Annotated in this window: 22 protein-coding genes and 1 riboswitch; of the genes, 5 read left to right on the top strand and 17 right to left on the bottom strand. The window is 44.0% G+C overall.

What is annotated here, in order from left to right; genetic code table 11:
• The first annotated feature begins 28 nt into the window (after positions 1-28).
• The gene (gene mbcS, locus P343_RS34775; protein WP_023511536.1) at positions 29-1,618 is read left to right on the top strand and encodes an acyl-CoA synthetase MbcS; all 1,590 of its coding nucleotides are present in this window, start codon (positions 29-31) and stop codon (positions 1,616-1,618) included.
• Positions 1,619-1,689: 71 nt separating this feature from the next.
• Here mbcS and P343_RS34770 read toward each other — a convergent pair whose 3' ends face one another.
• Genes P343_RS34770 through P343_RS34755 form a run of 4 tightly spaced genes read right to left on the bottom strand, consistent with a single transcriptional unit; the run spans position 1,690 to position 5,324 of the window.
• Positions 1,690-2,457, bottom strand: a complete 768-nt coding sequence (locus P343_RS34770; protein WP_023511535.1) for an SDR family NAD(P)-dependent oxidoreductase — start codon at positions 2,455-2,457, stop codon at positions 1,690-1,692.
• Between the two features lie 51 nt (positions 2,458-2,508).
• A complete protein-coding gene (locus P343_RS34765; protein WP_023511534.1) occupies positions 2,509-3,309 on the bottom strand; it encodes an energy-coupling factor transporter transmembrane component T family protein in 801 nt (266 codons plus the stop codon).
• Positions 3,269-4,744: an ABC transporter ATP-binding protein gene (locus P343_RS34760; protein WP_023511533.1), complete on the bottom strand. Its 1,476-nt coding sequence runs from the start codon at positions 4,742-4,744 to the stop codon at positions 3,269-3,271. The genes P343_RS34765 and P343_RS34760 overlap by 41 nt, the downstream gene beginning before the upstream one ends.
• Positions 4,731-5,324 carry an ECF transporter S component gene (locus P343_RS34755; RefSeq protein WP_023511532.1) on the bottom strand — a complete coding sequence of 198 codons (594 nt, stop codon included), beginning with the start codon at positions 5,322-5,324 and terminating at the stop codon, positions 4,731-4,733. The genes P343_RS34760 and P343_RS34755 overlap by 14 nt, the downstream gene beginning before the upstream one ends.
• Before the next feature lie 113 nt (positions 5,325-5,437).
• Positions 5,438-5,533, bottom strand: a riboswitch (TPP riboswitch).
• 148 nt (positions 5,534-5,681) lie between these two features.
• Here P343_RS34755 and P343_RS36505 point away from each other — a divergent pair.
• Both P343_RS36505 and P343_RS34750 read left to right on the top strand, forming a co-directional pair.
• Complete coding sequence (locus tag P343_RS36505) at positions 5,682-6,236, top strand: hypothetical protein (RefSeq protein ID WP_023511531.1); 555 nt, start codon at positions 5,682-5,684, stop codon at positions 6,234-6,236.
• Between the two features lie 88 nt (positions 6,237-6,324).
• The gene (locus P343_RS34750; RefSeq protein WP_023511530.1) at positions 6,325-6,528 is read left to right on the top strand and encodes a hypothetical protein; all 204 of its coding nucleotides are present in this window, start codon (positions 6,325-6,327) and stop codon (positions 6,526-6,528) included.
• Here the strand turns inward: P343_RS34750 and P343_RS34745 are convergent.
• Together P343_RS34745 and P343_RS34740 are read right to left on the bottom strand one after the other, a co-directional pair.
• A complete protein-coding gene (locus P343_RS34745) occupies positions 6,525-6,911 on the bottom strand; it encodes a YppE family protein (RefSeq protein ID WP_023511529.1) in 387 nt (128 codons plus the stop codon). The two genes, P343_RS34750 and P343_RS34745, sit on opposite strands and share 4 nt — an antisense overlap.
• Positions 6,912-7,023: 112 nt before the next feature.
• Entirely contained in the window at positions 7,024-7,350 is a 327-nt protein-coding gene (locus P343_RS34740; RefSeq protein WP_023511528.1) for a hypothetical protein, read from the bottom strand.
• Positions 7,351-7,597: 247 nt separating this feature from the next.
• Between P343_RS34740 and recU the strand changes: the two genes are divergently transcribed.
• Together recU and P343_RS34730 are read left to right on the top strand one after the other, a co-directional pair.
• Positions 7,598-8,200 (top strand): Holliday junction resolvase RecU, encoded by a 603-nt coding sequence (recU, locus tag P343_RS34735; RefSeq protein ID WP_023511527.1) that lies wholly within the window; start codon positions 7,598-7,600, stop codon positions 8,198-8,200.
• A gap of 82 nt (positions 8,201-8,282) precedes the next feature.
• On the top strand, positions 8,283-10,667 hold the full coding sequence (locus tag P343_RS34730; protein ID WP_023511526.1) for a transglycosylase domain-containing protein: 2,385 nt from the start codon (positions 8,283-8,285) through the stop codon (positions 10,665-10,667).
• Between the two features lie 85 nt (positions 10,668-10,752).
• On the opposite strand, the gene P343_RS34725 is transcribed toward P343_RS34730, so the two are convergent.
• From P343_RS34725 to P343_RS34675, 11 genes are all read right to left on the bottom strand, one after another.
• Positions 10,753-11,289, bottom strand: a complete 537-nt coding sequence (locus P343_RS34725; RefSeq protein WP_023511525.1) for a YpoC family protein — start codon at positions 11,287-11,289, stop codon at positions 10,753-10,755.
• Positions 11,264-11,941, bottom strand: a complete 678-nt coding sequence (gene nth / locus P343_RS34720; protein WP_269077923.1) for an endonuclease III — start codon at positions 11,939-11,941, stop codon at positions 11,264-11,266. The genes P343_RS34725 and nth overlap by 26 nt, the downstream gene beginning before the upstream one ends.
• Before the next feature lie 14 nt (positions 11,942-11,955).
• Positions 11,956-12,651 carry a DnaD domain-containing protein gene (locus P343_RS34715; RefSeq protein WP_023511523.1) on the bottom strand — a complete coding sequence of 232 codons (696 nt, stop codon included), beginning with the start codon at positions 12,649-12,651 and terminating at the stop codon, positions 11,956-11,958.
• Between the two features lie 147 nt (positions 12,652-12,798).
• Positions 12,799-14,091, bottom strand: coding sequence for an asparagine--tRNA ligase (gene asnS, locus P343_RS34710; protein ID WP_023511522.1), 1,293 nt, complete (start codon positions 14,089-14,091; stop codon positions 12,799-12,801).
• Positions 14,092-14,129: 38 nt separating this feature from the next.
• Positions 14,130-15,314 carry a pyridoxal phosphate-dependent aminotransferase gene (locus tag P343_RS34705; protein ID WP_023511521.1) on the bottom strand — a complete coding sequence of 395 codons (1,185 nt, stop codon included), beginning with the start codon at positions 15,312-15,314 and terminating at the stop codon, positions 14,130-14,132.
• Between the two features lie 45 nt (positions 15,315-15,359).
• Positions 15,360-15,851 carry a cell wall elongation regulator TseB-like domain-containing protein gene (locus tag P343_RS37275; RefSeq protein ID WP_168371040.1) on the bottom strand — a complete coding sequence of 164 codons (492 nt, stop codon included), beginning with the start codon at positions 15,849-15,851 and terminating at the stop codon, positions 15,360-15,362.
• 273 nt (positions 15,852-16,124) lie between these two features.
• Positions 16,125-16,508: an aspartate 1-decarboxylase gene (gene panD / locus P343_RS34695; RefSeq protein WP_023511519.1), complete on the bottom strand. Its 384-nt coding sequence runs from the start codon at positions 16,506-16,508 to the stop codon at positions 16,125-16,127.
• Positions 16,505-17,395, bottom strand: a complete 891-nt coding sequence (panC, locus tag P343_RS34690) for a pantoate--beta-alanine ligase (RefSeq protein WP_023511518.1) — start codon at positions 17,393-17,395, stop codon at positions 16,505-16,507. The genes panD and panC overlap by 4 nt, the downstream gene beginning before the upstream one ends.
• 266 nt (positions 17,396-17,661) lie before the next feature.
• Positions 17,662-18,657 (bottom strand): biotin--[acetyl-CoA-carboxylase] ligase, encoded by a 996-nt coding sequence (locus P343_RS34685; RefSeq protein WP_023511517.1) that lies wholly within the window; start codon positions 18,655-18,657, stop codon positions 17,662-17,664.
• Positions 18,615-19,832 carry a CCA tRNA nucleotidyltransferase gene (locus P343_RS34680; protein WP_023511516.1) on the bottom strand — a complete coding sequence of 406 codons (1,218 nt, stop codon included), beginning with the start codon at positions 19,830-19,832 and terminating at the stop codon, positions 18,615-18,617. The genes P343_RS34685 and P343_RS34680 overlap by 43 nt, the downstream gene beginning before the upstream one ends.
• Before the next feature lie 56 nt (positions 19,833-19,888).
• Complete coding sequence (locus P343_RS34675; protein ID WP_023511515.1) at positions 19,889-20,302, bottom strand: methylglyoxal synthase; 414 nt, start codon at positions 20,300-20,302, stop codon at positions 19,889-19,891.
• Positions 20,303-20,309 lie beyond the last annotated feature (7 nt).

Below are 20,309 nucleotides of genomic sequence, written 5' to 3'. Positions count from 1 at the left end.
ACCAATTTAGGGAGATGAGTGGCAGCTTATGGAACTTATGGACCTCGTTGCACCACAGAAATATAATTTAACAAGTGAAATTGATCGGTTTGATTCTGACCGGATCGCATTGCTTTGGGAAAGCGAAGATGGCGAAAAGAAAACCGTCACATATCATGAACTGATTCAAAAAGGGAAACGTTTCGCGAACGTCTTGAACAAACTTGGCATCAAAAAAGGCGATAAAATTATGACGATCGTCCCGAGGATCATTGATGCCTATGTCATCTATATGGGCGCTCTGAGAGCAGGCGTTGCCGTCATTCCAGGTTCTGAGATGCTGCGTTCAGGCGATATCAGCTTCCGGATCAATCAAGGTGAAGCAAAAGCGATTATTACCTTTAAAGACTACACGGAACAGGTTGACGCGATACAGGAAGACATGCCTTCTCTTCAATACAAAATTTCCGTCGCGGGTGAAACAAATGGCTGGATGTCCATGGATCAACTCATGAGTGAATCCTCTGATTCTTTTACTACGGTTGACACTAATAAAGATGATATGGCTTTTCTGACCTATACTTCAGGAACTTCAGGCACGCCAAAGGGTGTTGTCCATACTCATGCATGGGCGTACGCGCATCTTAGGATTGCGCCTAAGCGCTGGCTCAATATTAAGGAAGGCGATACAGTTTGGGCAACAGCAGGTCCCGGCTGGCAAAAATGGATTTGGAGCCCCTTCCTTTCTGTTCTTGGAAAAGGTGTAACGGGTTTGGTTTATTGCGGTCGCTTCCATCCTGAAAAACAGCTTCAACTGCTTCAAGACTACAAAGTGAACGTGCTTTGCTGTACACCAACAGAGTATCGACTCATGTCAAAAGTGGATCACTTGGGCAAGTATGACCTCTCCCATCTGCATACTGCCTGCTCAGCTGGCGAAGCGCTGAATCGAGGCGTCATTGATATTTTTAAAGACACTTTTGACATTCAGCTCAAAGATGGTTATGGCCAAACCGAAAGTACACTGCTGATCGGTACACTTGTCGGCAGAGATATCCGGATTGGCTCAATGGGGCAGCCAATTCTTGATGAATTTATTACAATTATCGATGAGGACGGTCATCCCGTTCCAGAGGGTGTCGTTGGCAACATTGCCGTACGTCGGGACTTCCCCGCTCTCTTCAAAACCTATTACCAGCAGCCGGATCGCTATAAAGAGGTAGTAATCGGCGATTATTTCCTGACGGGGGACCGTGCGTCGAGAGATAAAGATAATTATTTCTGGTTCCAGGGCAGGCGCGATGATGTTATTATCAGCTCGGGCTATACGATCGGACCAACTGAGGTTGAGGACGCACTTCTGAAACATGAATCCGTTAAGGACTGTGCAGTCGTCGCTAGTCCTGATGCGATCCGTGGTAATATTGTTAAAGCATTTGTCGTATTGAAAGAAGGCTATGCTCCAGATGCTTCCCGAGTTCCAGAACTTCAAAAGTTTGTGAAGAAGCAGACGGCACCTTATAAGTATCCACGCGCGATCGAATTCGTGTCGGAGCTTCCAAAAACGGTATCCGGCAAGATCATGCGCTCTACACTTCGCGATCTGGAAATCCGTCGTGCTAGTGAAAAAAAGAACTAATTTGAATTTGAAGATTAAAAAACCCGGAACGATTGAATTTTATCAATCATTCCGGGTTTTCTTTGTCTCGTTCACTTTTTCTTTTCACCGGTTACAAAACGGACGGCTTTAGCTCCCCAAGACCTTGGCAGCACCTTAGCTGCGATCACACCTGCGTGGTTGATATTTCCGGGAATCGCAACTCTTCTCCCTTTTATCATTGCCTGGTAACCAATTTGGGCGACACGGTTTACATCCATCGTTTTGCTGAACATTTTGATATCCTCCGCATGAGCAACAGCACCAAAGTTTGTGTGGGTTGGTCCTGGGCAAAGTACGGTGACGGATACCCCGCTTCCCGATAACTCCTCAGCTAGTGCTTCGGAAAAAGAAAGCACATAAGCTTTCGTCGCAAAATAGACCGCCATAAATGGACCGGGCTGATATGCAGCTGTGCTTGCAACATTAAGAATTTTCCCCGCATGCTGCTTTAGTTCAGGAAGAAAATAGGAAGTTAGATTCGTAAGCGCGGTAACATTTAACTGAATCATTTCATTTTGAAGATCGGTATCCAGCGAATCAAAGGCACCAACCAACCCGAAACCTGCATTATTAATCAGTACATTGACAGATCGTCCATCCTGTTTTACTTCGTCAAAAACTTCTTTAGCAGCGCCTTGTTTGCTTAAATCCTTTTGAATAATGGCCACAGATCTTTCGGGCAGAGCATCCTTTATGCTTCGCATTTTTTCTTCATTTCGCGAAACAAGAATCAAGTCATAGCCATCTGCAGCAAGCAGTTGTGTTAACGCGTAGCCGATCCCACTCGTTGCCCCTGTTACTAGTGCGGTTTTCCCCATCTGTTCTCCTCCATTCTGTTTCCTCTAACGTACACTCCGGACACGCGAAGGTCAATGATCCAGTACATTGGTGAACGGTGTCAGTGGGAAATAAGCGGAGCAGACAAAACCAAGTGTGACGGTTAACAGGATAATGACGACAAAGAAAAGATCGTAACGACTCCAGCCGATTTCATAATAATACGTGCGTTCCTCAGTCATTGAAAAGCGTTTCGCTTCCATGGCGATTGCTGTACGCTGCGCGCGTCTGATGGATTGCGCCAGCATGGTCAACATGTACCGGTTCATTCGCTCATAAAGCGCTTTTGCGCCTTTTTGCCGTGCCATGCCGCGGACAATCATCGCCTGGCGGATATGCATCAATTCTTCCGCCATGATCGGAATCATCCGAAATGCGGCCATGCAACCATATGCGTAGCGGACTGGAACCTTTAACTGCTGCATCAGCGAATAAAAGAAGGGTACAGGAAGCGTTGTTGTCGCAAAGATCATGCCAACCAGGCTGAAAGTAAAGGTTCGAAGGCCAAGCAGAATACCTCTTGCTAAGCTCTCCTGAGTAATTAAAATAAGATACTTTTGATAAATAATGTGATCACCTTTGCCGAACATAATCATCGCTGATGCACTGAACAAAGACACAATCAATGTTAGAAAAACAAACCAGAAGGACCATTTCCCCGTTAGTCCGCTCACCAAATAGTAAAGAATAAGGAAGAGAAGGGACGCCCAGATCATCGTGTTCAGATTATGGACAAACAGATAGACAATAAATAATGACGAGATGATGACGAACTTCAGACTTGGATTGATTTTAAAAAATAATTTGTTCGTGCTGGTCCACACGTTGTCCACTCTTCTTCTCCTCCCCACTGTTATTCACGGAGTCATCAACGATACGGCCATCTTTAATTTTCAACACACGGGTCGCGTAATGGCGGACGATTTCCATTTCGTGTGTGACCATAATAATCGTTGTGCCTTCTTCCCTTAACTGCTGAAAAAGATCGAGCAGAGCGAACGTATTTCTTGCATCTTGCCCATAGGTTGGTTCATCAAGAATCAATACATCCGGGTACGTAATAAGTGCCGAGGCAACACTGAGCCGTCTTTTTTGTCCGACAGAGAGCTGAAATGGGTGCTGGTGCTTTTGTTCTTCAAGAGCGTAGCGAAGAAGCTGTTCATTCACCCGTTTATAGATCTCTTCTTCAGTCAGGTTGTTCACCTTTAAGCTGAAACCAAGTTCAGCGTCTACTTGATCAGTAACGAACTGGTATTCAGGATTCTGAAACACAAATTGAACATGATCCTCAGGATGATCAAACACCCATCTGATTTTGCCCCTTGTACGAAGAAGGTTCATTATTCCTTCAATCATCGTGCTTTTTCCCGCGCCGTTCTCACCGATCACAGTTACCCATTCGCCGCGATGAATACAGAGCTTGTCGGCAGTGAATTTCACCTTTTTTTGTCGCATGACCATAAAATGATCAAGTTCCAGCACTGGCTCTTTTGAATTGGCAGTGATCTGATTCCCTGGATGATTTTTTTCATAATCGTCCCAAATACCTGGATGCCAAATACCGAATTCATCCAATTTATCTTGATAGCGTCTAAGTGTTTCTGCCTTGGGCCCATCGGCAAAGATTTCGCCATTTTGATTAAACAGAATGACACGGTCGATAAAATCGAGCACATGATCGATCTTATGCTCGACAATGAGTAAAGTTCGATCTTTTCCGATTCGCTGCACGGTTTGCCAGAGCTGCTCGGTTCCTTTCGGGTCAAGCAGCGCGGTTGGCTCATCTAAAAACAGCACTTCCGGTTCCAACGCGAGGATACTGGCAACTGCTAGGCGTTGTTTCATTCCACCGGATAGTGTCCGGATCAGCTGGTGATTCTTCTCCAGCTTCAATCCCACCATATCTAAATAGTGCTGAATGAGCGATGGCATATCCTCACATTTTGTTCTCCTGTTTTCGAGAACAAATGCGATTTCTTCATCTGCATAAGGCATGCAAAATTGCGTTTCCGGATCCTGAAAAATAAATCCCCAGCTTTCAGGAATATCTTGGCTTTCCGTTCGCATCGGCAATTCGACACTTTTTGGAATAAGACCGGACAACACTTGCAGGAGCGTTGATTTACCGCATCCGGATGGGCCAAGGAGCAAGATCTTTTCTCCTTTCACATAATGAAAAGACAGATCTTTAAAATGCATAGTCTTCTTTTTAGGAAAAGCGAGGCGAAGATTCGTTACCCCCCACTCCTCCTTATTATTTGAGGACATCGTAATCTTCCTTGGAGACTGGACGGATCGACTGCGTTACACCCGTTTTTTCCAATCCTTTAACGAGAACAAACGGAAGCAGTCCTGAAAGAAGAATGGCACCCAGAACTCGGAATACGAGATACAAGGTTAGATTCCATCCGGCGAGCATCGGTAAATAACTGTAATATGCATCAATTATCACCGAACCAACCAAAGCAGCAAATGCGGACAATGAAGCAATACCTAGCGAAAATTTCTTATAACGCCATGCAGCAAAAATTGCTTCTGAGAGTAAGCCTTGGACAAGCCCGTAGTATAAATTGACAACTCCGCCGCTTCCTGCAAACAGCATTTCAGCAAGTGCTGCTGCTGTTTCTGCTATAAATGCAACGCCTGGTTTGCGAATCAGCAGAGCCGCAAAAGGTGCCGCAATAAACCAGATCCCATACAATAATGCGTCTAAATGAAGACCCAGCGGCTGCAAAAGATCATAGACCGGCCCCATCAGACGAAATACTAATCCAAATACAAGTGCGATAACAATCGTTACCAGAATGTCGGTCAAATTAAGCTTCAAACTTTTTTTACCTTCACTCATTTCAATTCCCCCTCGTCATTTTTTTGAACTATCTGTCCTGTGAAACCTGATAAAGGCGGTGACATGAAAAAATAAAAAACCGCTTTCATGATGACACAAGAAAGCGGTGAACCTAGTCACAATAACCACTTTCCTACGCTGGTATTACCCAGATCAGGTCCAAGGGTCGGGACAAGTCCCTCTCAGCAGAAGCACCCCTAGTGGACGAACAATTCATTATTCATTTGACAAGATAAACATACTACATCATATTCATTTGAGCAAGGCTAATGTCCTCATCAACTCCTGCACGTCTCGCAGATGTATAGATTTCGATTCACTGTATCAATCTAATAAAAAAAGATGGAGATTTTGTCTATGTCTAGTGTTATGCGAAAGTACCTGCCATTGCTTCTGATCCTGATCTGCCTATTTTTCTCAATAAGAATTACTAGTGCGCAACCTTCTGATTTGAATCAAATCATCAAATCTGAGCCGCCGGCATTCAGCAAACAGATGATCCAGATTTCCGATCTTATTGTCTACGCTCACCTTGATGAACACGTTACGAAATGGGATACCGGCCGCCGGCTTGCTTCAGGAGCCAAATTGATAAACGCTGCGCAACATCTTCACATCCGCCAGACATTGAAAGGGCGATCACCGGTCAACCCGTTACTTGTAACTACGGGTGTTGATCCTCTTCCTCCTCCGCAAGATCCTCTGAACAATGTCTATACCGGGCCGCTCGCTGACGGTGATTATATTTTGTTTCTAAAGAGCTTCCATGACGCTCAGCACTTTATTCTTAATGGCGGTTTCACCGCGGTCTATCCTGTTGTCTCCGGCAAAATGATTGCTTTGGACCAAGGGTTTAAAGAGTTTGAAGGTCTAACCGTACCCGACTTGAGCAAGCGCCTCCATGATCAATAAAAAGTAGAACTAGAATGATCTGTTGGTATATTTCTACAGGACAGGTCATATAGTCTGATAGAAAGCAACGAATCAGGAGGGACATGGCATGGAAAAAACAAACACAACCACATTCTCAAAAAAACAAACTCGCCTCGATGAAAAGGTCCAGCAGATTGCACATAAAGTGGAACACCTCTCTGCTGAGGAATGTTTTGAGTGGATCACAAAAATCATGTATCGAGCAATTCTTTTCTTAGGCATTCCCTATTTTTTATTTGTTCTCTTCTCTTTCATTCGAATGGCGAGTTAACCTTGTTCGCCATCACGTCCTGCTTGTAACAAAATATGATCGAGTACGTAATCGATAGATTTTATCGTTTCAAGAAAACGTCTTCTTCTCGTATCTTTCTGGAATGCGGTCACACATACGATCGATAGGTTGTCATACGTATCTTTAATCTGAATGGGGAAAACGTATTTAGGCCGGTTGCTTCTTACCCATTCTTCTGCTAAAGGACGCCAAGCATCTATAAGTAACTGCATTTTATCGGCAAAAGGTTTTACCTCACCATAGAAATCGGTTTGATAGTCAGTCAGTTGTGTTCGCTCGGAAAATTGACGAAATGCTTTTTTGTTCAACCGACTTATTTGAAGCGTGAGTTCTTTCAGCTTCACTTCTGCTTCTTCAGACACATCCATTCACTCCAATAGCTCTGTTTTTTCCAGTTTAACACGTTCTATCAAATAGCAAACCGAACATGCTCAACGATTGGAGTATGAAAACAGAACGTAGATGGTTGCTGGATTAACCAAGCGCACCGGATGGATGATGATGCCATGACTGCTTCTCAACCGATGATGGAACATGATTTTCACGAAACATGACTGCTTCCAATTGCCGTGAATAGAAGATATCTGTACCTCTGGCGGCTTTTATCATCAAGTGATTGACTTGCTGAAGATTTCGTCCGGTCTTTGCGAGTTTTGTGCGACAAACCGAAAGATGACTGTCAATCAACTCTTCATTTTTTCGAACCAGCTTATTTTCAATTTGCTCCAACTGCATGGTTAAATAATCTACTTTGAAATCCAGTTCTTTCGCGGACATACCATTGCACTTCACAGTGTCCATAGTTATTCCCTTCTCTCGCCTTTTTTATAGGATTTCCATACATTTAGGACAAACCCTTCATGGTCGACAAAACTCGTAGCGTTCCCTCAAAACTAGTGAAATATCGCATGCGATGATTGTAAGGCTCAACTAGAAAAGAAAGAAAATTAACCTCTTTAATGCTGACTTTGGTATACTGTTGTATGAATCTACTCTGTGTACGTAATCCGGCAGTTTCTTACTACCATGAAAGGAGCACTCCTACTAAATGACGGTCTATTACCCGAACGGTCAACCTTTTAAAAACTCCTTTACGTCCGTGGGAAAAGCATCGGATTCCGGAGTGGTCTATGGACATCGCGGCATGACCCTGGAAGAAGATCTGAATGTGAGTAACCGCTATTATATTGAGACGGATCAAGCGGTTATTTATAAGAAGCCCACCCCGATCCAGATTGTCCATGTAGATTACCCAAAGCGGAGTGCGGCAAAGATCACTGAAGCTTATTTTCGTAAAGCATCGACTACGGATTACAATGGTATATATAGAGGAAGATACATAGATTTTGAGGCGAAGGAAACAACCCATGCCCACTATATTCCCCTAAAGAATTTCCATGCCCATCAAGTCGAGCATATGAAACGCATCAAACGCCATGGTGGTATTGGATTTATTATCGTTAAATTCACGCAAACCGCTGAAATCTTTTTGCTCGACTCAGATTACCTCGCGAATTATTGGGTTGCATCGATGAAAGGTGGCAGAAAATCAATGCCCAAACAGCTTTTCATGGACCATGGACATCTGATTCCCCAAAATTATCTGCCTCGCATTGATTACCTTCGCGTTGTAAATAAGGTATACTTTTAGCTGGTCATAATCCATGGGAACAATCGAATACTATAAAACGTAAACCATGGGATAGGCTTTTTTTGGAAAGGTAGGATCAGTCATGGTTGAATACCATACACGAATGGAAAGACGGCGCGCAGCCGAACAGGAAAAACAAAAAAATACGAATAATAACGCACCAAAGAAAAAGAAAGTATCGAGTGGCAAAAAAAAGCACTGGTTTAAACGGATAGTTTTCATCTTCTTTCTCGTTCTATTATTTTTAATTCTGGCAGGAACTATTTTCGTGTTTGCGGTGATCAAAAATGCACCTGCATTGAATGAAAATGCCCTGCACAATCAAGTCTCATCAGTAATTTATGACCAAAATGGAAAAAAAGTAACCTCAGTAGATTCTGGTCTACACCGAATGTATACAAGCATCAATGATATTCCCATGGATGTTCAGGATGCTTATATTTCGACAGAGGATGTTCGATTTTATAAGCATATCGGTATTGACCCGATTCGAATTATGGGTGCGGGAGTTGCTCAATTTACAAAAGGTTATAAATCCGAAGGTGCCAGCACCATTACCCAGCAGGTTGTTCGTAATGCGATGTTGACGCAGAACAAAACGTTTACGCGTAAGATTCAAGAAATGTACCTTGCAATCCAGCTTGAGAAAAAATACACGAAGAAACAGATTCTGGAAATGTACTTAAATCAGATTTACTTAGGCGGTGGTCCAACATATGGCGTCGCAGCGGCTTCTGAGCGTTATTTTGGAAAAAACATTAAAAATGTAACTCTAGAACAAGCGGCCATGCTGGCGGCAATGACCAGAAATCCTGGATATTACGATCCGATTCGCCATCCGGTACAGGCCAAGGCACGCCGTGATCTCGTACTTGACCTGATGGTTCAGAATAAGGCAATTTCTGCGGATGAGGCTGCGAAAGCAAAAGCCGTCTCTATGAAAGAAATGACCATGGGGCACCGTAATATACCGATCAGTAATCGGAAATATGGCGCTTTTTTGGACTATGTTCGGAATGAACTGGTTAAGGACAAAAAGGTAATCACCGAACAGGAATTTACTTCCGGAGGACTCAAGATCTATACTACATTGGATCCTGATATCCAGACCCAAACACAAAATGTATTGAACAATAAGAGCAATTATCCGAATGTCCAAAGTAACTTCCAGGCAGCTGTTTCAGTTATCGACACACAAACCGGTGCGATCCGTGCACTCGGCGGCGGAAGAAATTATAAATATTTGGATCTAAATTATGCCTACACATCTAAGGGGCAGGTTGGCTCTACTGCTAAGCCGATCATGGATTACGGTCCGGCGATTGACTACTTGAAATGGCCGACGGATTATCAAGTAGACGATACAAAAGGCGCAAAATATAGTAACGGCGGTCCGGAAATTGGGGACTGGGACGGCAAATATCTTGGGAAAATGACGATGCGAAAGGCTCTTTACCTATCGCGTAATATTCCTGCGCTAAGAACTATGCAAGAAGTCGATCATGCACTTGGCAACCCGAAAAGCATTCAGACATTTGCAGGTAAATTGGGGATTAACCAAGTACAAAAAAGTTTCAATGAATCGTATTCAATAGGAAGTTTTCAATCCAATCCTCTTCAAATGTCAGGAGCCTATGCAGCATTCGGAAACAACGGGATCTATAACCAACCATATGCTGTTCGGAAAATTGTCAAACCGGACGGAGAAGTCATCCAGCTCGACCATACACGCCGTGTCGCCATGCATGATTATACCGCCTACATGATTTCGGATATGCTGAAGGATGTCATGACGAAAGGAACCGGAGTTGGTGCGAATATACCAGGGGCAAATCTTGCAGGTAAAACCGGTACACAGAACATACCTCCAGATTATGCACAGATGTTCAAGATTCCAAAATATGGACAGGACCACGGAGCTTTAGATGCTTGGTTTGTTGGTTACAATACGCGACTAACTACTGCTGTATGGACCGGATATAATGCTGATAAAAGTAAAATTGGCAATAAGAACTATGGTTCCTATTTGGGTCCAAATGAACAAAATTATGCAAAAGCAATATTTAAAAATATTATGGCTCGATTCTTACCAGGTGCACAGGACTTCACAAGGCCGAACTCAGTGATCGATCTCAGTAATGGAGAACTCGGCGTACGGAATTCGACGATCACCAATCATTTTCAAGAAAACAAGCCTACTGACGCAAGCAGCAGCGATTCTTCAAGTAGCAGCTCAGACAGCAGCAGTTCGATGCCGCCGGATAGCAGTAGTTCAAGCTTGCCGCCGGATAGTAGCTCAGGTTCGGTTCCACCTGCTTCATCATCATCTGTTGCACCTCCATCTTCACCTGCCGCTCCACCTGTGAACGGAGATCAAGGGAACAACGGTAATGGGAACGGTAATGGGAACGGTAATGGTGGTCAGGGCAATGGAAATGGAAATGGTAACGGAAGCTCAAATCCATAAAAAAGATAGAAAAAAGTGGTCAGCGACAGAAACGTCGCTGGCCACTTTTTTCTATGGTCTAATCTTACAAAATTCGATAATTAGCTTATTCATTTGTATCTTTTACTTGCAACCTCCGGCGAACTGCTAATTTCTTTGTCAGTTCCTGCTCAAGTTCATCGAGCTGGATAAAAGAAAGATAGCGATCCGGTTGATTCAGGACATAGCTCAATCGTTCATCACAATTCAGAGGTGCATATCTCATTTCCTTCATATCCTGAATTTGTTTTTTATAATTCAACGTCGAAACCGGTTTGCCCGACGACCAATACATCTGATCAATAAATGCAGCGACCGACTGAATCATCGGTCCCCTTGCTTGTTCCTGATTCCGTTTATGAAAGAGATCACGAATTTGATCTTTATGGCTTGTCCAAAACGTATGGAAAAAGTTGTCTTCTTGTATCCATGGCCAAATGATTTGATAATCCGGTTTTTCAAGATAAAGTAGATCATAGAAAAAAGGAGTGTGGAATGCGATATGATCAGGAATAGAACTCAGTTCAAGAACTTGATTATCCACGTAAAAAGGAGCGACATGAAAACAAGAAGGTATCTCAAGCTTTAGGTAAGGCTGTTCCAATACGAACGTCTCCTCTATTCATCCGTTTCTTCCCTTCTCTGCATACATCGAGCAGCGGACATTCCGGACAATTTGGATTCTGAGCCTTGCAATGATAGCGTCCGAAAAAAATCAGTCGATGATGTGTCTCCGACCATTTTTCCCGAGGCAACCTCTTTGTCAATGTCTTTTCTACTTCTAGGACACTGTCCTTCCACCGACAAATGCCCAGTCGCTTCGTCACTCGTTCAACATGTGTATCAACAGCAAGCGCAGGTTCTCCGAATGCAACGGAAACAATCACGTTCGCCGTCTTACGACCGATACCCGGAAGCTTGATCAATTCATCGCGATTATCCGGAAGAACACCGCCATAGTTGTCGATAAGCATCTGGCACATCTGCCGAATGTGTTTCGCTTTATTTCGATACAAACCTATAGAGCGAATGTCGTGTTGAAGTTCCTCAATAGACACCGCTAAGTAATCTTCAGGCACATGATATTTCTGAAAAAGCGCTGGAGTCACACGATTGACAAGTGCATCTGTGCATTGCGCGGACAGCATCACAGCGATTGCAAGCTCGAACGGATTGCTGTGCACTAATTCGCAATGCGCATTTGGAAACATCTCAGTGATTTTCTCCATGATAAAGTCAAATTGTGTCTGGTTCAGAGTCGTTCCCTCCTTTACCGTTTGTCCAGCCAATTGTAAGAAGGCATCTCCGGTGCACTTTGTTGCGCGCGGGATCCTCCAGTCGATCGTTGCTGATGATTCCTGATTTTTTCTCCATGGGTCTTTGCCTGATCCAGCGTTCGAATTCCGTTCTTCTTCCATTCGAACAGAATACGATCAATATAGCGGAAATTCAGTTTACCGGAAACGACTGCTTCACGAAGAGCACCTTTAATTAACATCGGTGAATGTCTATCCTGATCCATCCACATAGCGAGTGTCTCGCATTCAATTGGAGATAGAGGACGGCCAAATTCGGTTTCAAATAAAGTATAGAGTGTATTTTCATTGTTTTTTGATGTTGTCTCCACAGTTTTTCCGTAGGATGTACGCAATAATTTTTCCCATAAAGGCTGCAAAGAGTAGGATTCTGAATAAAAATCGTTATCACTTTTTTGAACAATCGAAAGATAACCGCGCTGAATCAAGCGCCGCAATAGATCGGCACATGCCGTTTCATCCAAGGTCATCCGATCAGCCAGATTGTCAAATGTGGGAAAATCATCACCCTTACTCAAGAACGAGTGCACCTGAATCAGCATCATACATTCTTGTTCATTTAAACCAATCTCCGGATAGTGTTCGAGAAGCAGGGACGGCACGTTGACACTGCCGTTTGCGATTAAATTAAGCATGAATCTCATATCCATAATTGACACCTCATCGTCCATTATAGCATGGATCTCTTAATTCGGATGAATCGCGTACGTGCACCATCATACGAAAATATACGAGTAAAGGTCCGGGAAGTATGCTCCCGGACCTTGAGAAAACTTATCTATACTCATATCAATACATCATGGATAAATACGGTTCAGCAATCTTGGGAATGGAATTGTTTCTCGAATATGATCAAGACCGCAGATCCAGGCTACTGCACGTTCAAGTCCAAGCCCGAACCCTGAATGCGGAACGGAACCATATTGGCGAAGTTCAAGATACCATTTATAAGACGGATCCGTCAGATGGAACTGTTCGTAACGTTCCTTCATCAATTCCAAATCATCGATACGCTGGCTTCCTCCGATGATTTCACCGTAGCCTTCAGGGGCAAGAAGATCTGCACATAGCACAACTTCATCACGTCCAGGTACCGGCTTCATATAGAATGCTTTCACTTTGGTCGGATATTCCGTTACAAAGACCGGCACATCAAAATGTTCTGCGATCGCTGTTTCATGTGGGGATCCAAAATCGTCGCCCCATTCGATGTCATCAAAACCTTCGCTTTTAAGAAATTCAATCGCATCATCATAAGTCATGCGCGGAAATGGTGCTTTAATTTTCTCCAGCTTGCTCGTGTCACGGCCAATTGTCTTGAGCTCTGTCTGGCAATTCTTCAGGACTTCCTCGACAAGATAAGCCACATAGTTTTCCTGAACGTTCAAACTTTCTTCATGATCACAGAATGCCATTTCAGGTTCAATCATCCAGAATTCAATCAAGTGACGTCTTGTTTTCGATTTTTCAGCACGAAAAGCAGGTCCGAAAGAATATACCTTTCCTAGAGCCATTGCTGCAGCTTCCATGTATAACTGACCACTTTGTGACAGATACGCATCCCGATCAAAATATTTCGTGTGAAACAAGTCTGTCGTGCCTTCAGCGGAGCTGCCGGTCAAGATCGGCGGATCAACCTTTGTAAAGCCGTTGTCATGGAAAAAGTCATAAGTTGCCTTGATTATTTCATCACGAATGCGCAGAATCGCATGCTGCCTGCTTGAACGCAGCCATAGATGACGATGATCCATCAAGAATTCAACACCATGATCTTTAGGTGTGATCGGATAATCTTGCGCAATTTGGATAACTTCCAGGGAGGTTACAGTCAGTTCAAAACCGCTCGGTGCGCGTTTATCTTCCCGAACCGTCCCCGTTACATAAAGTGAGCTTTCCTGAGTCAGTTCTTTCGCTTTTTCCCAGCTCTCTTCGCTGACCTCATTTTTGAGTACAACTCCTTGGATATAACCTGTACCGTCACGCAATTCGAGAAATTGGATTTTTCCGCTTGAACGTTTGTTTGCGAGCCAGGCACCGATCGTAACTTCCGCACCGACATAATTTTTTACTTCAGATATAGTTGCTTTCATTTCTTCTCGTGACCCCCCGATTAACTAATCAATCAAGATTACTGAATATGTTTTTTTATAAAGTGTTCAATTCTGTCTAAAGCATTTTCAAGATTTTCTAATGAAGTCGCATAGGATAGGCGAATGTATTCAGACATACCGAATCCTGCGCCGGGTACAACCGCCACTTTTTCTTCCTCAAGTAGAGCAGCAACCCAATCAGTCACTTGAGCAAAGCCGCAAGCATCACTTGTTTTCTGGATATTCGGAAACAGGTAAAACGCTCCCTGCGGTTTCACACAGGACACACCGGGAAGTTCTGTCAGACGAGCATAAACAGTATTCAAACGTTCTTCAAACGCCTGGCGCATTGATTCAATGCTTTCCTGAGGTCCATTATACGCTGCAATGGCCGCGTATTGAGAAACGGAAGCTGGATTAGATGTGCTGTGGCTTGCGACGTTAGTCATTGCTTTGATGAGCGAAGCATCAGCAGCCGCATAGCCGATACGCCAACCAGTCATCGAATGAGATTTGGATACACCATTAATCACGACTGTCTTCGCTTTCACCGCATCAGAAATTTGCGCGATGGAATAAAATTGATTGCCATTATAAACGAGTTTCTCATAGATCTCGTCCGAAATAATTAGAATATCGTGCGCGAGGCAAAATTCAGCGATAGGCTCAAGCTCTTCTTTCGAATAGATCATACCAGTCGGATTGCTCGGCGAATTCAAAATTAGTGCCTTTGTCTTTGATGTCGCAATCTTTTCGAGATCTTCAACGGTGATTTTAAAGTGCTTTTCTTGTGTGGTGATTATTGAAACCGGTACACCACCCGCCAGCTTCACTTGTTCCGGATAGCTGACCCAATATGGCGCCGGAATAATCACTTCTTCTCCAGGATTAAGTAAAGCCTGAAATAACAAGTAGAGCACATGTTTTGCTCCGTTGCCAACGATAATCTGAGATTTATCGTAATCAAATCCTTGATCACGCTTCAATTTATTGATGATTGCCTCTTTCAGTTCAGGAAGTCCGGCGGTCGGCGTATATTTTGTGTGTCCGGCTTTAACAGCCTCCATAGCGGCATCGATAATAAAGTCTGGTGTATTAAAATCCGGTTGACCCGCGCCAAGCCCAATTACGTCAAATCCTTGGGCCTTCAGTTCCCCTGCCTTCGCCGTAATGGCTAACGTACTAGATGGGGTAATTGTTTCTACTCTCTTTGCAAGCTGCATCATTTGTTCCTCCTAATAAAGCTTCGATCATATTCCTTTCATGAATTACAGGTTTAAGATGCGCTGCGCTTCTTTGCCATTATCAAAATAAAGGGATACATAATTATAATTGTTTTTCGAATTCATAAAGGTGATTTCCCATACCGGATGGCCATGAATTGCACCAAGGCGCACAGAAATAATGCTTTTGATATCCAGTCGCTCACCAAATAAACGCTGGATTGCCTGTTTTTTTGTGATTCCCTTGCTTGCTTGACGCTCAATATAAGGAGCTTTTTTTGGATGATCAGGAACCCAAAAATACATCATTTTACCTTTTTGTTTCGCTTGAATCACTTGATACGCATCAGTTCCATGATAAGCAGTGACTGACTTAACATGATCGAAATGGTACCACTTCTTCGCTTTATTGATCGCAGAAACAGCCGAATGATCCTGAAAATGCATATTGCTAAAATAAAGCTTCCAAGAGCCAAAGCAAAACAATATGAATACGGCTATTGCAGCCGTGATCAACCACGCCTTTATTCTTCTCAAAAAATCACCTGAATCAGTATATGTATAGTGCGGAAACAGCATGTACTTCTTGCTGCTTCCGCTAGCAAATTCTGGCGAGAATGACTGTTGGTCATCCCGCCCAAACTATAATTACCCGTAGAGGGAAAAATGCTCCTGACCCGACAATCTTCATGCATCTCCTGAAAAACCCGGCAAATTTGGGTTTTTCAGTTGTTTTTAAGGCAAATTAATCGTATCTATTTCATCAGAGAAATGCAAGGATAAATTATGCCGAACTTTTGAATACCCTCTTTAGAGGATCTGCATCGGTTGTTCGCCGCTTAGGAGCTTTTCAATCCGATTATTTTGATCAAGAACAGCAACAGCGGGTGTCACATTCTTGCACTCAGTTTCATTCATTAACGCATAAGCCATAATGATCAGTATGTCGCCCTTTTGTGCGAGCCGAGCAGCGGCACCATTCAAGCAAATAACACCTGAGCCCTGTTTGCCTGGAATGACATACGTTTCCAAACGGGCACCGTTATTATTATTTACAACCTGCACTTTTTCATAAGGCAGAAGATCAATAGCTTGCAAAATTGATGCATCGATGGTTATGCTTCCCACATAATTTAAGTTAGCATCTGTAACAGTTGCCCGATGTATTTTACATCTCAGAAAGGGACGCATCATTTGGCCGACACCTCACAATCCATTGTCACGTTGTCGATTAAGCGGGCTTGATCGAATCGTACTGCACAGGCAATAATCACCCGGCCACTAATCACCGGGGCGTTTCTTTTCAGATCCGGATAATTCAGAACATCTACATAATCCACAATACCAAGCTTCAGATGTGTTTTGTAGTACGTTTCAACTGTTTCAATGACTTGAGCGAAATCACGTTCACCTGTTTTTAGTTTTGTTAATCCGCTCTGAAGGCCTTTAAATAATTCCGGAGCTTCCGCTCGTTCCTGAGACGAGAGCCGGACATTGCGCGAGCTTTTCGCAAGGCCGTCTTCTTCACGTACAATCGGGCAGGCGATCAGCTTAATCGGAAAATGAAACGAAGTGATCAGGCTGCCTACAATTGCTACTTGCTGCGCATCCTTCATGCCAAAATAAACATGGTCAGGCTGGATGATGGTAAAAAGTTTTGTAAGAACTGTAGCCACTCCGTCAAAATGTCCCGGACGGCTCTTACCACAAAGCACATTGGTCTTCGCATTGACCTTCACCGTGATCTGCTCACCATTCGGATAGATGGTTTCTGCAGAGGGAAGAAACAATGCATGAATTCCTGATTTCTCTGCGAGTTGAATATCATGCGCCTGGTCCTTTGGATAATTAACGTAATCATCTCGCTCACCAAACTGCGTTGGGTTCACAAAACAGCTGGCGATCACGCAATCCGACGACTCAGCCGCTTTTGCAAAGAGCGATGCATGGCCTTCATGGAGATACCCCATTGTTGGAATAAATCCTATTGTTTTTCCTAGTTTCTTCTGTTCCCGCACATATTGCGTCATTTCAGCGGGAGACGAGATGCAAAGCATGCGCTTCGCTACTGCCACTTTCATCACTTGTTCCTCCTCTTGTCCTGAGGAGGTTTGGGTACGGAACTGCAAATTTGAGCATCTCACCCAAATTTGGTGTAGCCCGCTCCTCCGTCCATGTCCGGAATCCGGATCATAGCAGACTTTTATCTGATTTGCGTAAATAGCCGGGCCAACGTACCGCTTTCCAAAGAAATGCAGCCGATAGATCCTAGCCCTACCCATTCGGCAAATTCATTATAGCAAAAGACGACCCTTTTTTCGTCAGTCAACGACTTAAATTATTTCGTTTATTCCCATTCGATGTCTGCAGAATACACACGAACCGGGGTGCCATCCGCCTTTTCCAACAGCAATACCCCATCGTCATTGATACCGCGAGCAAAGCCCTCCAGAATCCTTCCGCCCGGCTGCCTAACTTTGATTTGCTTACCAAGGTTCAGTGCACGTTGTTCCCACAACGGACGGATGCTTTTAAAACCGTTATGAAGATACAATTCATAAAGGAATTCAAACTTAGCCAAAAAAGATTGAACAAAAGATGCGAGTTCATACTGTTTCCCGGTAATGGAACGCAGAGATGCTGCGACACTTTTAATCGGTTCAGGAAAAGCGGAAGATTCTGTATTCACATTAAATCCGATACCAATAATAACAGCTTTTACATAGGTGGCTTCCGCCTGAAGTTCTGTCAAAATACCGACGAGTTTCTTCCCATCAAATAGAATGTCGTTCGGCCACTTGATGCCACATGAAAGACCTGTTTCGTTTTCAATCGTATCAGCTGCTGCAACCGCTGTTAGCAATGTGAGTTGAGGCGTTTTCTCAATAGGTAGATCTGGCCTTAAAATCAGGCTCATGGCAATATTTGTACCACGATATGATTGCCACGTGTGTCCGAGTCGTCCACGTCCGTTCGTCTGCTCATTCGTCAGTACAACGGTACCGTCAGCAGCACCCTCGTCCGCCAAACGCAATGCTTCTTTCTGCGTCGAACCCATTGATTCATAAAAACAGATCTTTCGTCCCAATGTCTTTGTTTGTAGTCCTGCAGAGACTGAGACTTCGTTTAATCCGTCAGGCGCGTCCATTAGTTTATAGCCTTTTTTCTGGACGGACTCGATTTTAAAGCCTTCTTCAGTCAGTGTTTTAATGTGTTTCCAAACCGCTGTTCGCGAGCAGCCGATCAGCTCCGAAATTTTTTGTCCGGACAGAAATTGGTCTTTGTGTTCGTAGAGTAGCGTTAAGATTGCTTTTTTTGAGTGATTTGCCATCTTTTGAACCATGACTCAATCACCTCCAAATCATTTTCAACGTTTCCATTCACGATATCTTTTTCAAGCTGGCTGATGACTTTGGCCAGCCATGGCCCAGGTTTTAATCCTGACCAGTGTAAAAAATGGTTCCCGGTTGCCGCGAGTTCCGAACGCGAATGAATTGGACAGGAGCGCCATAGTTCGATCACTTGTTGTTCTAATAGAGAAAGATATGCCTCATTCACAACTCCACTTGCGGCAAGCAGACGATCCGCCGCCTTAGCATCATCCTCACCTGCAAAATAAACGGATTCAGGCGTCCAATCTGCTAATCTGCGGACGTTCTGCAGTTCGATCAGCCGGGTAACTTTTCTTTCAGTTTCTCTTGACCACTTCCAAGCTTTGGCGAATTCGTGCGTATTCTTAATGCCCAACCCGATCAGAAAGGCTGCCCAGCGCTCCTCAACTGATTGAAGGATGGAGAATCGAACCCCAGATAGCCCGGAATGAAGCTCAGCGTTCTCAAGAAGCGGCAATGCATGGATACATTTTGTCTCAAAAAGAATCCCAATTGCCTCTTGTACTCCTCTACCAGCAAGCAATCGAACCATTTCTTGATTGACGCGCTCAACCGATATGTTTTTCAGAAGCGCAGATTTTTCAAGAAATGCAGCACGTTCTTGATTGCCGAGTGTAAAACAAAGTTCGGATGTGAAACGTATGCCACGCATGATGCGTAAAGGATCTTCTGAAATACGTTCCTCTGCGCGACCGACTGTCCGAATTTGCCGGTGGGCGATATCCGCCCTTCCTTCGAATAAGTCGATAATCTTGCCGGTTCGATCCATGGCAAGTGCATTGATTGTGAAATCGCGGCGCATCAAATCCTGATCAAGAGTCAATACAAAATCAACCTTGTTCGGATGGCGGAAATCATCGTATCCTGTCTCCGATCGAAAAGTCGTAACTTCAAAGGGCTTTCCACCGAACAAAACAGCAACTGTGCCGTGCTGGACGCCAACGGGTATGGTTCTTTTAAATAAAGAGACAACGTCAGCAGGATGTGCCGACGTTGCGACATCAATATCATGAATTGGACGGTCAAGCAAATAATCGCGTACTGCACCGCCAACAACATAAGCTTCAAAGCCATGGCTGATCAATTGATCAAGAATACATGCTGCTTGCTTAAAAGGAAAATTCACAGGGGACACCCCATTTTTTCATTAACTTCATAGCGGCTCATTCGTAGGCGAACAAATTAAGCGTCATCTTTCCGCGAGTGAATTAGTTCACGCCAATGCATTTCACCGCGTTTCAACGCATGCATTAGAAGTTCCGCTGATGCGAGATTCGTTGCAAGTGGGATCCGATAAACGTCACTCAGCCTTAGAAGTGCATTGACATCAGGTTCATGCGGCTGCGCCGTAAGCGGATCCCTAAGAAAAACCACCATATCCATATCATTCGATGCAATCATCGCGCCGATTTGCTGATCGCCGCCAAGCGGTCCAGATTGGAATCGATGCACTGGCAAACCGGTTGCCTCCTTGACTTTCAAGCCGGTCGTCCCGGTCGCATACAATTCATGATTTTTTAATACAGACTTATAAGCGAGTGCGAATTCTACCATTTCAGGCTTCTTCTTATCATGAGCAATCAAAGCGATCTTCATAATCCTA

It is taken from the genome of Sporolactobacillus laevolacticus DSM 442 (assembly GCF_000497245.1).
Taxonomy (GTDB): Bacteria; Bacillota; Bacilli; order Bacillales; family Sporolactobacillaceae; genus Sporolactobacillus; species Sporolactobacillus laevolacticus.
Note: the sequence above shows the minus strand (reverse complement) of the source record. Positions and strands in the feature narration are given on the sequence as shown.